Below are 15,372 nucleotides of genomic sequence, written 5' to 3' on the forward strand. Positions count from 1 at the left end.
CTATATTGCGTTTTCAATCGCTGACCGTCCTGGTCTGGCTCCTGGTCTTGTTGGTGGTATGCTAGCAAGTTCTACTGGCGCAGGTTTCCTTGGCGGTATCGCGGCTGGTTTCATTGCTGGTTACGCAGCGAAACTCCTCGCAGATAAGGTGAAACTGCCACAATCGATGGAGGCGCTTAAACCGATTCTGATTATTCCATTTGTGGCAACATTGTTCACCGGACTTGTCATGATCTACATCGTAGGCGGCCCAGTTTCAGGCATCATGAACGGCCTGACTGACTTCCTAAACAACATGGGATCTGACAGTGCAGTACTACTGGGTATTATCCTTGGCGCAATGATGTGTTTCGACCTAGGAGGCCCGGTAAACAAAGCCGCTTACGCATTTGGTGTTGGCCTTTTGGCTTCACAAACTTACGCGCCAATGGCGGCAATCATGGCCGCAGGTATGGTTCCTGCGCTAGGTATGGGTTTAGCGACCTTCATTGCGAAGAACAAATTTGAACAAAATGAACGTGAGGCAGGTAAAGCATCATTTGTCTTGGGCCTTTGTTTCATCTCTGAAGGCGCAATTCCATTTGCTGCGAAAGATCCAATGCGCGTGATTCCATCTTGTATGGCAGGTGGCGCGCTTACTGGTGCCCTATCGATGCTATTCGGTGCGAAATTAATGGCACCACACGGCGGTCTATTCGTGCTGCTAATTCCTAACGCAATTTCACCAGTATTAATGTATTTAGTGGCTATTGCAGCAGGTACAGCGGTAACTGGCTTTACTTACGCATTCTTAAAAAGCAAAGCAGAAGCGAAACAAGAAGTCGCAGCTTAATTAGAGCGACTCCGGTTAACAATGCCACCCTCGAATTTGGCATTTAGCACCTCCCTTTAATTCCGGTTAAGGGAGGTGCTTTTTATTCCGCAGCCGGAACGGCTACAATGTCTACTTCCCCACTGCTCATATCCACCGTTGCTTGATAAGCGCTATGCGGGTCACCGTAGTGCTTGAAGGTAAAGTGGTAAACGTTAGCTGGCGTCCACAAGGTTTTTGACTCTGCGGGCAGAATGTCATAGCCGTCTTGCTGATAAAGCTCTGTCGCCATTACATTTGCGATTGCCGCCTGCTGGTTAGCGTCTCGATCCACCTTTGGCTCTAGTGACGGGTTACTTGGATAAGACTCACCGTTGTAACTCATGAGTCGATATGAGCCATTACTCCAAACGATAAAGTCCTGCCAACCATTACTGTAACTGTCGGCTAGTACAATAGGCGTGCGAGTTACCGACATTCGATTAATAACGTTTCCCTCATTATCAAACATATATGCAGAGCAGCCACCACTACCACAGAAATAGCGATCTTGAAGCAACACTATGTGTTCTGCCTTTCCGTCGCTGTTTAGGTCGGCGCTACCCGATAGATAACGTAGATTGTCTTGCTCGAGCGACAGCCCTTCAGGGGCTAAAACCTTACTATCAATCCAACTGGAAATGACTTCAGCACTAACACTGTTGACTTTAGGGGCAGGTTGTTTGGTTTCTGTCGGCATGCTATCCGTCGCGGTGCAGCCAACCAAGGTGAAAGAACCAACGAAGAAGAGTCCGTTTAATATGCGCTTATTCATGTAATCTCAATCTTTGATGTGTCGTTACATCAGTATACGCATGATTTGCATTGTAATCGTAAGAAAATCATTAAAATCAAGCAAATGAATGGTTTGGTATATATTAGTAAGATCAAAAAAGCCCCGAAGAAAACCTTCAGGGCTAGGCAGGAAGCTGGCAAATAGCCAGGAGTCCCTATGCAGTGGTCGGTTTTACCCTAAACAGAATTGCAAACATCACTGGCACCACTATCAGTGTCAGTACAGTAGCAAAACCAAGACCTGCCATAATCGTTATTGCCATCGAGCCAAAGAAGGCGTCGAAGACCAGTGGAATCATCCCCAAGATAGTTGTTAGGGCAGCCATACTTACCGGACGAACGCGGCTTATCGCACTATCGACAATCGCGAGGTAAGGATCTTTACCTGACTCCAACTCAAGGTTAATTTGGTCAAGCAACACAATACCGTTTTTCAAAATCATGCCACTTAGGCTTAACAAACCAAGGAATGCTGTAAAACTGAACGGCATGTTCGTGGTAAGCAAACCAAAAGCAACGCCAATGATAGCTAACGGAACGGTGAACCAAATGACCAACGGCTTTTTGATTGAGTTAAACAGTAAAATAGTAATGATGAACATCAACAAGTAACCCATCGGCAATGAACCGAATAGGCCTTCTTGTGCATCTTTGGATGATTCGTACTCACCACCCCATGTGATTTCGTATCCTTCTGGAACATGCAATGCCATCACTTTAGGCTGTACACGAGCAAATAAGCTTGCTGCCGTGTCGTCACTCAACACATCATGGTCCGCGAGAACGGTTAACGTACGCTTACGGTCACGGCGCTGAATTAGCGGCTCACTCCAATCCAGTTGAACGCCATCAATCACTTGATCAACCGGAATATACGTTTGCAACGAAGGACTCCAAATGGTCACGTTTTGTAGTGATTCAAAATCTACGCGTTCTTCTTCAGGAAGGCGTGTCATAATTGGCAACGTATGTGTACCATCACGCAAGTAACCTAAGGTGCTACCACCAAACGCCATTTGCAGTGTGCTTGAAAGATCTTCTTTCGAAATACCTAAGCGACGAGCTTTAGACTCATTGAAAACGGGTACAAGTTCCTTGGTGCGCTCTCGCCAATCGTGACGAATGTTTCGGGCACCAGGGTCGGTATGAAGGATGTCTTCAACTTGCACCGCCAAGTCACGTAAAACTTGTGGATCAGGGCCAGTAATACGCGCTTCGATCTTAGACGCTGGTGATGGACCAAATTCCATCAATTTAAACTGGAACGTAGGCGCATCAAATGTTTTCGCCAGATTCGCATCTAACTTATGCAGCAAACCAAACATTTTCTCACGATCAGTAGCGCGAACTTGGAACTGAGCGTACGCTTCGTAACTTTTTTCTGGTTGATAGGTTAAAGCAAAACGCTGTAGGCCCTGCCCAATCGAAGCAGAAACAAAGTCAATATCATCTTGCTGACGAATGTAGCTTTCGACCTCTTCAGCTTTTTTGATCGTTTCACGGATGTCAGTACCCTCTGGCATCCACATATCCACGTAGAACATCGGCGTATTCGATGGTGGGAAGAACTGCTGTTTTACATTACCAAATGCCACGACAGCACCCACTAATAGCGCCACCATGCCAGCAACGGTAAGCCAGCGGAATCGCAATGCAAATTTCAGCGATGCCCCAAATACGACAAACAACCAGCCTTTATAAGGATCATCTTCGCTAGTACCCTGCTCTTTGTTTTCCTCTTTCAACAAAAGATCGGCAAGGAAAGGCGTCAGTGTAATAGCGGTAATCCAGCTTAAAAATAGTGAGAAACACAGCACCCAGAATAGAGAGCCCATGAACTCACCTGTCGCATCTTGCGACAAGCCGATAGGTGCAAAAGCCGTAATTGCAATAACAGTTGCGCCCAACAAAGGCCATTGTGTTTGCTTTACAATATCGACAGCCGCTTGAACTTTGGTACGCCCTTTCTTTAGGCCAACTAATATGCCTTCCACGACAACAATCGCGTTATCAACCAGCATACCCAAGGCAATAATTAACGCGCCAAGAGAAATACGATGCAGTTCGATGTTGTTGTAATTCATCAAAATGAAGGTACCAAATACCGTCAATAACAACACAACTCCAATGATGACACCACTGCGTAAACCCATAGTAAACAGCAACACAATGATTACGATCGCCACTGCCTCCGCTAGACTAATTACAAACGCTTTAACAGATTCATCCACCTCATTGGCTTGGTTGTAAAAGTAGTTCATATCGATGCCAGCAGGCTTGATAGACTCAAGGCTCGCGAGCTCCGCATCCAAACGTTCACCAACCTCAACCACGTTCACACCCGATGCAAACGAGATACCGATATTAATCGCTTTTTGACCGTTAAAGAGTACGACGTTGCCTGGCTTCTCTTGAATACCGCGAGAAATCGTTGCTACGTCTTTTAGACGAATTAGATTTCCTGTGTCACGGCCATGAATGATCAGATTTTCTAGTGCTTCTACAGTGTTTAAGGTGCCGCTTGGGCGAATAACAAGGCTTTCGCCATTGACCATCACTTCACCTGCTGAAACCACATTGTTTTGCTGGTTCAACAAGCTCGAAACCACATTCATGTCTAAGTTCAGTGCAGCAAGGCGATCAAGTGAGATCTCAACGAATAGCATTTCTTGCTGATCGCCCGTAATGTCTACCTTACCAACACCATCAACAAGCTCGATTTCACGTGTCAGGTAATCCGCATAACGTTTCAGCTCTACATAGTCGTAATCGTCACCAGTGAGCATTAACATCACGCCATAAACGTCACCGAAATCATCAATGATCTGTAAAGACTGAACACCTTGAGGCAATGATGGTCGTAAATCATTAATTTTACGGCGCATTTCATCCCAAATTTGCGGCAGTTCATCAGGACCATAGTCCATTTCCATGCTCACCGTTATTTGAGACATACCATTAGAAGACGTAGAGGTAATTTTGTCGATATAAGGGAGTTTTCGAATCTCTTTTTCTAGAGGATACGTCAGTTCTTCTTCAACTTCTTTTGACGTCGCGCCAGGGTATGTTGAGATAATCATGGCATCTTTGATCGTAAATGCCGGGTCTTCTAATCGTCCAAGCTCCAAAAATGACGTTAAACCACCAACAGCAAGGATAATAATGAACAACCAGCTGATGACTTTGTTTTTTATTGAATACTCAGCAATGTTCATTATTGGTTATTCTCCACAACATCCACATGTTTACCTTCGCGTAATTTACGCAGATTTGAATTAATCAGAATATCGCCCTGGCTAACACCTGACGACACAATGGCTCCATTGCCATTCACTTGAGAAATCATGACAGGCACCCGTGTGACAATGTCACCTTCTTTTTTCCACACAAAGAACTCATTCCCTTCACTGCCTGCTTGAAGCGCCGTGACAGGAACACTGTAACCATCAATAGAGGTAATGCCCGCCTTCACCATATCGACCAAAACGCTTACGCTGGTTCCCGGTAATATCTCTGTTTTTGGCTGTGGCATCGTCAAGTACATTTCGTAGGTTTGAGTTTCAGCGTTGGGTTCACTTGTGTGCTCTAAATAGTCCAAAGCAAATCTGCCATCGATGCCGGAGAAGGTTGCTCTAGGCTTGTAGCTCATGCTGTCTGAGTTTGGGTCTACCATCGCTAAAACATTGTCGGAAAGCTCAATGCGCACGTAAACCAAATCGTTTTGGTATAGGTTTAACACGGGTTCACCAATTGCCACACGCTCAAAACGTTCTTTGAAAACATCAGATACTTTACCGGCGAACGGGGCGAATAAACGGGTGTAATTCAATTGATTGGTCGCGTTATAGAAAGTAGCCTCAGCTAGCTCTTTATTAGCGGTTAGCTCATCAAGTTCCGCTTTTGAAATCATTTGACGTGCATGCAAGTCTTCACCGCGTTTAAGCTGACGAATTGCAAGTGTGTATTGTGCTTCTGCGTCATTCACGGCTTGCTTCTCTTTGCTATCATCTAGCTTTGCGATCATTTGCCCCTGCTTCACAACGTCACCCGCTTTAACCAATACGTGCTGAACTTCCCCAGCGCGGCGAAATGCCATTGGCGTTTGCTCTGCAGGCACTACTATGCCTTTGAACGCGCGATGTTGACTTTGTACTGGTGCATCCACCGAGATAGTCGACACAAAAAGTGGCTGCTCGACGATAGCTTGGTTTTCATTTTTGCACCCCGTTAAAACTGCAAGTGCAATCGCAGAGATCGTAAATAGAGAACGTTTCATTAAATGCCTCCCTCACGAACCCAAGCTTTCACCACTTGTCCTTCAACCAGTCTCTCAACACCAGCAATAACAACGTAATCATTGTTATCAAGCCCGGCTTTCACACCACCTGCTGCGTCAAGTGACACAGTGACTTTATTGACCTGCTGCGTGCTTCTGTCCATTACCCAAACTTCACCTTGCGTCCCATTTTTGTTGACCCAAGCAGACTGAGGTAACGTCATCGCGTCCGATACATGTTGTTTAGCAATGTGTACCTGCCCTGTCATACCTGTCAGCAAATTGCGATCTTCTGGTCGAGTGATGGTCACGATCGCCTCATAACTATTGGTATCGATGTTTGGCTGTGTCGAAATTTCTTTAAATTGCCCAGGAATACGTTTTCCTGGCTCGCTATCCATCGTCACCCACATATCGGAGTTTTCCAGTGACTCAAGTGATACAGATTCCGCATAACTTACTGGCAAGGTGAACGACACATCCAACGTCGTGTTATCAATGAGATTCAAGATCTCCTGCTTCTCTGCTACTACCTGAAATGGGTTGACATAGGTATATGACACTATGCCATCAAACGGTGCGTGAATTTTGGTATAGCTCAAATCGGTTTTAGCTTGTTCGTAGTTCGCCAATACCGCTTTATATTGAGTTTCTTTCTGATCGTACTCATCAGTACTAATGAGTTTTTTTCCGTAAAGGTTTTTCGAGCGGTCCCATTGTGTTTTCGCTAACGCGTACTGCGCTTGAGCGGCATCTAACGCAAGCTGAAGATCTTTAGGGTCTAACGTTGCGAGCACTTCACCTTTTTGGACCTTTTGACCCATGCGTACACGTAATTCATCTACCTCTCCACCAACCTGAAAAGAAAGCTGCGCGCGATGTGTTGCATCAATACGCGCTAAAAAGGCGTGCGAGTCTTCAAGTTCTAGGTCTTTCACCGCCAGTAATTTTACAGGTTTGATTAAAGGTTCAGACGGCTCAGAAATGGCTTTATTACACCCAGTTAGCATCCCAGAAAGACTTAATGTCACCACTGCGCCAACTAAAGTGCGCTTTAAATATTGTTTTCGCACCCGCTTTCTCCGTAGGTTTTATATATTACACAGCCGTGCAGTATAAGCAGAATTTGAAATTGATCAACATATTTTCCAGGTGGATAGCAAATTAATTAGTCAAAGCGTTCGGTTTCTGGTAAAAGTAAGCGCGTGATTAATATTCGGGAAAATTCGAACTATGAATGAAAGAAAGCAGGGGCGTAGAAGTGCTGAAGCAGCAGAACAAACTAAGTGTCTGATCCTTAAAGTGGCAGCAGATATGTTTTGTGAACTTGGTTACGAGCGTGTCTCGCTGCGCAATATCAGTGAAAAGGCTGGTGTTTCACATAGTTTGATCCGTCACCACTTCGGCAGCAAAGAGAAAATCTGGCAAGCGGTTAGCGATGCAATGGACGAGTTCATGCAGTGCTATATGGCTGAACTCATCAATGAAATGCCGGAGAACACACCTTCGAATAGAAAAATTTATCTGTTTATGGTTCGCATGCTAGCATTTGCTCTCGTCAATCCTCATCCAGTACAGATGATCGCCGATGCCATTCGACAAGGCGATGACGGTGCTCTGCTGCAGTATTTCTTAAAGTCAAAAGATGAGTTCGCTGCGATATTTACCGGAATTTTCGAGCAGTACAACAGCGAAAACCCTAATGCACAGTTTGATCAGTGGGAATCAAAATGGCAAATGTTGATCTTCGCACATGGTGCTGTCAGTCTCGCGCCAATGATGCAAGAAACATGGCCGGATATCGCAGATAATCGCGAAAAACTGCTGATCAAGCATTGGGAATTGTTTAATACCATTATGGCCTCTCAATTTGGGATCGCAAAAGAAGAGATGATTCATCCGGAAAAGCTTGAAGATATCGTTATTGATATGTGCTGTACTATTGATGAAGCAGTAAACTAAAAGCAAACAAGCGAAAAGAAGACATAAAAATGCCGAGCTACAAAGCTCGGCATTTTTGTTTCAATTCGTTTTAACCACGGTAGTAGCGTTGTGGTACGAACGGCATTTTTTCAACTGTCATTGGTAGCATTTTGCCACGCACTTCAGCGAACACTTCAGTACCAATCGCCGCCAAATCCGCACGAACATACCCCATTGAGACTGGCTTACCTGCATTCGGGCCCGCCGTACCGCTGGTTACAACGCCAATTTTAACGCCGTCAGCATCAAACAGTTCAACACCTTCACGCACTGGCGCTTTGGTTTGACCTACTAGACCCACACGCTTACGCGCCACATCTTTAGTCTCAATCTGCTTAAGAATAATGCCTGCACCAGGGAAACCACCTTCACGTTCACCACCAATACGACGAACTTTTTGGATACCCCATAGCAAGCTCGCTTCAACAGGTGTTGTTGTTGTGTCTAGGTCATGACCGTATAGACAAAGGCCACACTCAAGACGAAGTGAATCACGAGCACCAAGGCCAATCCATTCAACTTCATCTTCCGCAGTCAGTTTACGTGCTAGCTCTTCCGCTTTGTCAGCAGGAACCGAGATTTCGTAACCGTCTTCGCCTGTATAACCACTACGAGAAACAATGCACTCGGCGCCTAAAATATCGACTTTACGAATATCCATGAACAGCATTTCAGAAACTTCTGGTGCAAAACGCGCCAATACAGCCGCCGCTTTAGGGCCTTGGATTGCAAGTAGAGCTCGGTCTTCGATAATTTCTAGCTCAACACCAGATGGTAAATGCGCTTGTAGGTGTGCGATATCTCGCGCTTTACATGCTGCGTTCACAACCACAAACAGATGATCGCCTAGGTTAGCCACCATCAAGTCGTCCATGATGCCGCCCTCTTCATTAGTGAAAAAAGCGTAACGCTGTTTACCAGACTCAAGATCCACAATATCCACTGGGACTAATGTTTCTAGGAACGCAGCTGCACCGTCACCAATTAGGCGAAGCTGTCCCATGTGAGAAACATCAAACAGACCTGCCGCATCACGAGTATGTAAGTGTTCCTTCTTTACGCCTAGAGGATACTGAACAGGCATATCGTAACCCGCGAACGGGACCATTTTGGCACCAACTTCAACGTGAAGTGCGTGTAGTGGTGTTTTCAGTAGTTCTTGAGTCATTTTCGTCTCCATTTAGATAGACCCGAGAATGCTATCGGCATTCGATGTGTTTCCAATAATAAACATGGCTCATTCTATTTTGCACGAACAAGACGTAGATCGACTTGCAAAAGTGTGACTCTTAACATTTTAATCACAACAAATCGTACAAAAAAAGCGCTTTAATGAGCAAGTTCTCATCAAAAAAGCGCCTTTTCATCATAACGACCACCAACAGCAATCGTTTGCTTTCACTATAGGAAATTTACAAGTATTTATCACTATTTGGCTGTCACCCACAAAATGAGCGCATCTTCCTCGCTAACACTGGTCAACATATGTCCCATATTTGCATCGTAATAAACGCTGTCTCCCTCGCTTAAAACAACAGGTTCGTAAAACTCAGAATAGAACATAACCTCGCCAGATAAGATAAGTAAAAATTCTTCGCCGTCATGACGAACCCAGTCTTTATATTCATCAAAACTACGAGCTCGAATTTGGCTCTTAAACGGCATCATTTTCTTATTGGAAAGTTGTGTCGCGAGCAGTTCATGTTCATAGGTTTGTGTTGGGTGTGGTTTACCTTCATTCTTCTTGGTAACATCCCTGCGCCCTGTCGCTACCTTTTTTCTAGGTGGCTCAAAGAGTTGTGGCATGTCAATTTGTAAGCCTAGTGCCAATTTTTGCATCGCTTGAAACGTCGGGGAGATCTGCTCATTTTCTATTTTGCTCAGTGTAGATCGAGCAAGTCCGGTTCGCTGACTCGCTTCTTCTAATGTGATACCGAGTTTCGAGCGGATATCCTTAATACGCTGGCCCAGTTTTAACGGCTCGATATTTTGGTCATGTTGCTCTTTTGCCAACGTCATCGATGGGTATTCATCGTAAATACTTTCTGCCATAAATCCCTCTATAGATATCCATATTTTTTGTCTTACTCGCATTGTGCATGAAGCACATAGTGGATAGAAGTCCACCAAGTGAATTAAAGCGTGCTCTTGTTAACAAATTTTGAAATCTTGTTTCCTATAGGAAATTTTTGGTTGATTGTTCCCGTCACAGGCGCTATGTTACCAACTTGTTAGATGTAGAGATGCATATTTCCGTAAGAGATTGGTAAAGGAAACACGCAATCCAACGGAGTTTTTGCCCAAATTTAGGGCCGGATGTTCACTCTGTTCTGCTACGCAGTTCAGCTGTTTTTGAGGACAAATGAACCACAACCGCAAATCATAACTCATCTATTGCGGGTTCATTTTCAGATTTGGAAGGTCAACTACCATGAATAAGAGTTACCCTAACCACAGCTTGGAAAACTTTTTCTCTACCAACCTCTCTGCGACAGATGATGCTGTCTTTGCTGGAATTCAAGCGGAATCCGCTCGCCAAAACGAACAAATCGAACTTATCGCTTCTGAGAACATCGTGTCTAAAGCGGTAATGCAAGCTCAAGGCACGTGCCTAACAAACAAATACGCTGAAGGTTACCCAGGTCGCCGTTACTATGGTGGTTGTGAGCACGTAGATACAGTGGAAGCCATTGCTATCGAACGCGCAAAAAAACTTTTCAATTGTGAATACGCAAACGTTCAACCACACTCAGGCGCACAAGCAAACGGCGCAGTAAAGCTGGCACTGCTTCAACCTGGTGACACCATTCTTGGTATGTCTTTAGACGCAGGTGGTCACCTGACGCACGGCGCACGCCCAGCACTTTCTGGTAAATGGTTTAATGCAGTTCAATACGGTGTTGATCGCGAAACACTGGAAATCAACTACGAAGATGTTCGTGAGCTAGCACTTGAGCACCAACCTAAAATGATCATCGCAGGTGGTAGCGCCATTCCACGTACTATCGACTTTGCAAAATTCCGTGAAATCGCAGACGAAGTAAATGCAATTCTTATGGTCGACATGGCGCACATCGCTGGTCTTATCGCAACAGGCGCACACCCTAGCCCACTGCCACACGCACACGTTGTTACGACTACAACACACAAAACATTGCGTGGCCCTCGCGGCGGTATGATTCTTACTAACCACGAAGACATCATTAAGAAAATCAACTCAGCCGTATTCCCTGGCCTACAAGGTGGCCCACTGATGCACGTTATCGCAGCCAAAGCGGTCGCATTTGGTGAAGCGCTTGGCCCTGAATTTAAAACTTATATTGATTCGGTGATCAATAACGCAAAAGTCCTAGCGGAAGTATTGCAAACTCGCGGTTGCGACATCGTAACTGGTGGTACAGACACGCACCTAATGCTGGTTGACCTTCGTCCGAAAGGGTTGAAAGGCAATAAAGCAGAAGAAGCTCTAGAGCGTGCTGGGATCACATGTAACAAAAATGGCATCCCATTCGATACAGAGAAGCCTATGATTACATCGGGCATCCGTTTAGGAACGCCTGCGGGTACAAGCCGCGGCTTTGGCGCTGAAGAATTCAAACTCATCGGTAATTGGATTGGTGACGTACTGGACGGTTTAGTGAACAACCCTGAAGGTGACGCAGAAGTTGAAAAACGCGTTCGCAAAGAAGTAAAAGAACTTTGCAGTCGCTTTCCTCTATACCAGTAAACGATTTTTTTGAAATCATAATAATTCCTGACAAGTTATTCGGAGATTAAGCAATGGACAAAACACTGAAGTTTGCAGATAGCCACGAGTGGGTACGTGACAACGGTGACGGCACAGTAACAATTGGTATTTCTGAGCATGCACAAGAAATGCTAGGTGACGTGGTATTCGTTGACCTACCAGACGTAGAAGACGAAGTTGAAGCAGGTGAAAGCTTCTCTCTCGTTGAATCTGTAAAAGCAGCGTCAGACATCTACGCACCAATCACTGGTGAAATCGTAGAAATCAATGAAGAACTAGAAGACAGCCCAGAGCTAATTAACGAAGAGCCGTACGAAGGTGGCTGGATCGTAAAAGTGAAGATGTCTGATGTATCTGAACTAGATAACCTGAAAGACGCAGACGAATACCTAAACTCTATCGAAGAAGAGTAATTAGGATGTGACGAAAGCTGTTCCCTAGCCTGTTTAGAGAACAGCTTTTTTTCTAGGTTCGGACGTATAATTTAATTTATCAGTAACGCAAATCCGTTACCCGAACCAAGGAGTAGGTAAAGGACAATGACTGAATTACTTCAAAGCCTCAGCACACAAAACGAGTTCGTTGCTCGCCACAATGGACCAAACAAATCTGACCAACAGAAAATGTTGGAAGCGATCAACGCAGTTAGCCTAGATTCGCTTATCGACGAAACCGTACCAGCACAAATTCGCCTAGAGCAACCAATGAGCTTGGCAGAAGCGAAAAGCGAAGCAGACATGCTGGCAGCAATGCGTAAGTTCGCCGATCAGAACCAAGTTAAACGTACATTCATTGGTCAGGGTTACTACAACACCTTCACGCCGAACGTGATTCTACGCAACGTGATGGAAAACCCGGGCTGGTACACCGCTTACACCCCTTACCAACCAGAGATCTCACAAGGTCGTTTAGAAGCACTTCTAAACTACCAACAAATGGTGATGGATCTTACTGGTATGGAAATCGCGAACGCGTCATTGCTCGATGAAGCAACGGCAGCAGCAGAAGCGATGACACTTTGTAAGCGTGCGGGTAAAAGCAAGAGCAACGTATTCTTCGTTGCTGACGACGTTCACCCACAAACCATCGAAGTGGTAAAAACTCGTGCGAAATTCATCGGCTTTGAAGTCTTGGTTGGTTCTTTAGAATCACTACCAGAGCAAGACGTGTTCGGCGCACTAGTTCAATACCCAAGTACAACAGGTGAAGTTCGTGACCTAACGGACATCATCGCTAAAGCGCAAGCAAACAAAACACTAGTGACTGTAGCAACGGACCTTCTTGCTTCTACCCTACTTAAACCTGCAGGTGAAATGGGCGCAGACGTAGCAATCGGTTCAGCACAACGTTTTGGCGTGCCGATGGGTTACGGCGGTCCACACGCTGCTTTCATGGCAACGCGTGATAAGCACAAGCGTACAATGCCTGGCCGTGTTATCGGTGTTTCTATCGATACCAATGGTAACCAAGCACTGCGTATGGCAATGCAAACGCGTGAACAGCACATCCGTCGTGAAAAAGCGACATCAAACATCTGTACTGCTCAAGCACTGCTAGCGAACATGGCGTCTTTCTACGCGGTTTACCACGGCGCAGAAGGTCTACGCACTATTGCTCGTCGTACACACCACATGACAGCCATCCTAGCCGCTGGCCTAACTAAAGGCGGCTTCGAGCTTGCTCACAACAGCTTCTTCGACACCATCACTATCAACACAGGTGCACAAACTGAAGACCTATACGCGAAAGCACTAGCCGCAGACATCAACCTACGTAAGTTGGGTACTCAGCTAGGTGTGAGCTTCGACGAAACTACAACCGTGGCAGATGTAGAAGCCCTATTCGCAGTATTCGGTGTGAAAGAAGAAGTCGCAGCACTATCAACTGAAATCGCAGGCAACGAGTTTGCAGCCATTCCAGAAGCATTGCGCCGCACAACAGAATATCTAACACACCCTGTGTTTAACACGCACCACAGCGAAACACAGATGATGCGTTACCTAAAACAGCTAGAGAACAAAGACTTCTCACTCACGCACGGCATGATCCCACTGGGCAGCTGTACGATGAAGCTGAACGCAGCAGCAGAGATGATTCCAGTAACTTGGCCTGAGTTTGGTTCGATCCACCCGTTCGCACCAGCAGAACAAGCAGCTGGTTACGCTGCACTCGCAAAAGACCTTAAAGAAAAGCTATGTGAAATCACTGGCTATGACGCATTCTCACTACAACCAAACTCTGGTGCATCGGGTGAGTACGCAGGTCTTATCGCGATTCAACGCTACCACGAAAGCCGTGGCGAAGGTCACCGCAACGTATGTTTGATCCCAAGCTCTGCGCACGGTACTAACCCTGCGACAGCATCTATGGTGTCAATGAAAGTGGTTGTGGTTAAGTGTGATGAAGAAGGCAACATCGACATCGACGACCTAGCAGCGAAAATCGAGAAACACAAATACAACCTATCAAGCATTATGATCACTTACCCTTCGACGCACGGCGTTTACGAAGAGAAAGTGAAAGAAGTGTGTGAAATGGTTCATGCCGCCGGTGGTCAGGTTTACCTAGACGGCGCTAACATGAACGCGCAGGTTGGTCTAACATCACCAGGCTTCATCGGTTCAGACGTTTCTCACCTAAACCTACACAAAACCTTCTGCATCCCGCACGGTGGTGGCGGTCCGGGTATGGGTCCTATCGGTGTGAAATCTCACCTAGCTCCTTTCTTACCAGGGCATATTGAAGACGGTGTAGAAGGCGCAGATTTCGCAGTATCAGCAGCAGATATGGGTAGCGCTTCTATCCTGCCTATCTCTTGGGCTTACATCGCAATGATGGGCGAAGCTGGCCTAACAGATGCTACAAAAGTAGCAATTCTGAACGCAAACTACGTGATGGAAACACTTCGCCAACACTACCCTGTTCTTTACCGTGGCAAAAATGGCCGCGTAGCGCACGAATGTATTATCGACATTCGTCCGCTGAAAGAAGAAACAGGTATCAGCGAAGAAGACATCGCGAAGCGTCTAATGGACTACGGTTTCCACGCACCAACTATGTCGTTCCCTGTAGCGGGCACGCTAATGGTTGAGCCAACGGAATCGGAAGATCTAGAAGAGCTAGACCGCTTCTGTGATGCGATGATCGCTATCCGCGAAGAAATGGAGAAAGTGAAAAACGGTGAATGGCCACTGGATAACAACCCACTTGTTAACGCGCCACACACACAAGTTGATCTTTCAGCTGAAGATTGGGACCGCCCTTACTCTCGCGAGATTGGCTGCTTCCCGTCTAAAGCGACCAAATCTTGGAAGTACTGGCCAACGGTAAATCGCGTAGATAACGTATACGGTGACCGTAACCTAATCTGTTCATGCCCAAGCATCGATAACTACGAAGATTAATTTTTGTAGAATCTAAATAAACAAAGGCGAACCGATTGGTTCGCCTTTGTTTTTGGTGTGCCGCCCTAACATTTGTTGATACATCGAGAAGGAATGATGGCTAGTTATTGTTTGCACAAAAGTGATTTAGAAATACAGTGACTTCTGAGAACCTTTGAATTAGCACTAATATCTCAGAGCCTTAAAAGCTTGTTGGAAACTCCTCATGAACACTATGTTATGCAGGTGCTATGTAGTTTCTAGTTCAGTTGCAGTAAGTCCCATTTATTACCATAGAGATCTTGGAACACCACCACTGTCCCGTATTCTTCCACAC

At 45.7% G+C, this 15,372-nt stretch carries 11 protein-coding genes; 5 read left to right on the plus strand and 6 right to left on the minus strand.

The window, feature by feature from the left end; all coding sequences use genetic code 11:
* A partial coding sequence (locus tag IQR33_RS23725) for a fructose-specific PTS transporter subunit EIIC (protein WP_228014088.1) occupies positions 1-832 on the plus strand: 832 nt, incomplete at its 5' end.
* Positions 833-914: 82 nt separating this feature from the next.
* Here IQR33_RS23725 and IQR33_RS23730 read toward each other — a convergent pair.
* From IQR33_RS23730 to IQR33_RS23745, 4 genes are all read right to left on the minus strand, one after another.
* Positions 915-1,625, minus strand: coding sequence for a hypothetical protein (locus tag IQR33_RS23730; RefSeq protein WP_005376411.1), 711 nt, complete (start codon positions 1,623-1,625; stop codon positions 915-917).
* A gap of 175 nt (positions 1,626-1,800) precedes the next feature.
* Entirely contained in the window at positions 1,801-4,860 is a 3,060-nt protein-coding gene (locus IQR33_RS23735; protein WP_025767805.1) for an efflux RND transporter permease subunit, read from the minus strand.
* Positions 4,860-5,921: an efflux RND transporter periplasmic adaptor subunit gene (locus IQR33_RS23740; protein ID WP_054576014.1), complete on the minus strand. Its 1,062-nt coding sequence runs from the start codon at positions 5,919-5,921 to the stop codon at positions 4,860-4,862. The genes IQR33_RS23735 and IQR33_RS23740 overlap by 1 nt, the downstream gene beginning before the upstream one ends.
* Positions 5,921-6,994, minus strand: a complete 1,074-nt coding sequence (locus tag IQR33_RS23745) for an efflux RND transporter periplasmic adaptor subunit (protein ID WP_193837687.1) — start codon at positions 6,992-6,994, stop codon at positions 5,921-5,923. Before IQR33_RS23745 ends, IQR33_RS23740 begins: the two co-directional genes overlap by 1 nt.
* A gap of 160 nt (positions 6,995-7,154) precedes the next feature.
* On the opposite strand from IQR33_RS23745, the gene vdeR reads away from it, so the two are divergent.
* The gene (vdeR, locus tag IQR33_RS23750) at positions 7,155-7,883 is read left to right on the plus strand and encodes an efflux transporter transcriptional repressor VdeR (RefSeq protein ID WP_017820966.1); all 729 of its coding nucleotides are present in this window, start codon (positions 7,155-7,157) and stop codon (positions 7,881-7,883) included.
* Between the two features lie 70 nt (positions 7,884-7,953).
* On the opposite strand, the gene gcvT is transcribed toward vdeR, so the two are convergent.
* Both gcvT and IQR33_RS23760 read right to left on the minus strand, forming a co-directional pair.
* On the minus strand, positions 7,954-9,072 hold the full coding sequence (gene gcvT, locus IQR33_RS23755) for a glycine cleavage system aminomethyltransferase GcvT (protein WP_054576016.1): 1,119 nt from the start codon (positions 9,070-9,072) through the stop codon (positions 7,954-7,956).
* Between the two features lie 260 nt (positions 9,073-9,332).
* Entirely contained in the window at positions 9,333-9,956 is a 624-nt protein-coding gene (locus tag IQR33_RS23760) for a helix-turn-helix domain-containing protein (protein WP_005376429.1), read from the minus strand.
* A gap of 379 nt (positions 9,957-10,335) precedes the next feature.
* On the opposite strand from IQR33_RS23760, the gene IQR33_RS23765 reads away from it, so the two are divergent.
* The 3 genes from IQR33_RS23765 to gcvP all read left to right on the plus strand — a co-directional run bounded on the left by IQR33_RS23765 (position 10,336) and on the right by gcvP (position 15,056).
* Positions 10,336-11,631, plus strand: coding sequence for a serine hydroxymethyltransferase (locus IQR33_RS23765; RefSeq protein ID WP_005376430.1), 1,296 nt, complete (start codon positions 10,336-10,338; stop codon positions 11,629-11,631).
* Between the two features lie 53 nt (positions 11,632-11,684).
* Complete coding sequence (gene gcvH / locus IQR33_RS23770; protein WP_005376432.1) at positions 11,685-12,065, plus strand: glycine cleavage system protein GcvH; 381 nt, start codon at positions 11,685-11,687, stop codon at positions 12,063-12,065.
* A 126-nt stretch (positions 12,066-12,191) separates the two neighbouring features.
* Entirely contained in the window at positions 12,192-15,056 is a 2,865-nt protein-coding gene (gcvP, locus tag IQR33_RS23775) for an aminomethyl-transferring glycine dehydrogenase (protein WP_054576017.1), read from the plus strand.
* The last annotated feature ends 316 nt before the right edge of the window (positions 15,057-15,372 follow it).

Origin of the sequence: Vibrio sp. OPT46, assembly GCF_015163535.1 — a bacterium.
Classification (GTDB): domain Bacteria; phylum Pseudomonadota; class Gammaproteobacteria; order Enterobacterales; family Vibrionaceae; genus Vibrio; species Vibrio alginolyticus.

Excerpts from the sequence above, each read along its gene's own strand:
- IQR33_RS23730 (WP_005376411.1), bottom strand. The coding sequence starts at position 1,625 with ATGAATAAGCGCATATTAAACGGACTCTTCTTCGTTGGTTCTTTCACC.
- IQR33_RS23735 (WP_025767805.1), bottom strand. The coding sequence starts at position 4,860 with ATGAACATTGCTGAGTATTCAATAAAAAACAAAGTCATCAGCTGGTTG.
- IQR33_RS23740 (WP_054576014.1), bottom strand. The coding sequence starts at position 5,921 with ATGAAACGTTCTCTATTTACGATCTCTGCGATTGCACTTGCAGTTTTA.
- vdeR (WP_017820966.1), top strand. The coding sequence starts at position 7,155 with ATGAATGAAAGAAAGCAGGGGCGTAGAAGTGCTGAAGCAGCAGAACAA.
- gcvT (WP_054576016.1), bottom strand. The coding sequence starts at position 9,072 with ATGACTCAAGAACTACTGAAAACACCACTACACGCACTTCACGTTGAA.
- IQR33_RS23760 (WP_005376429.1), bottom strand. The coding sequence starts at position 9,956 with ATGGCAGAAAGTATTTACGATGAATACCCATCGATGACGTTGGCAAAA.
- IQR33_RS23765 (WP_005376430.1), top strand. The coding sequence starts at position 10,336 with ATGAATAAGAGTTACCCTAACCACAGCTTGGAAAACTTTTTCTCTACC.
- gcvH (WP_005376432.1), top strand. The coding sequence starts at position 11,685 with ATGGACAAAACACTGAAGTTTGCAGATAGCCACGAGTGGGTACGTGAC.
- gcvP (WP_054576017.1), top strand. The coding sequence starts at position 12,192 with ATGACTGAATTACTTCAAAGCCTCAGCACACAAAACGAGTTCGTTGCT.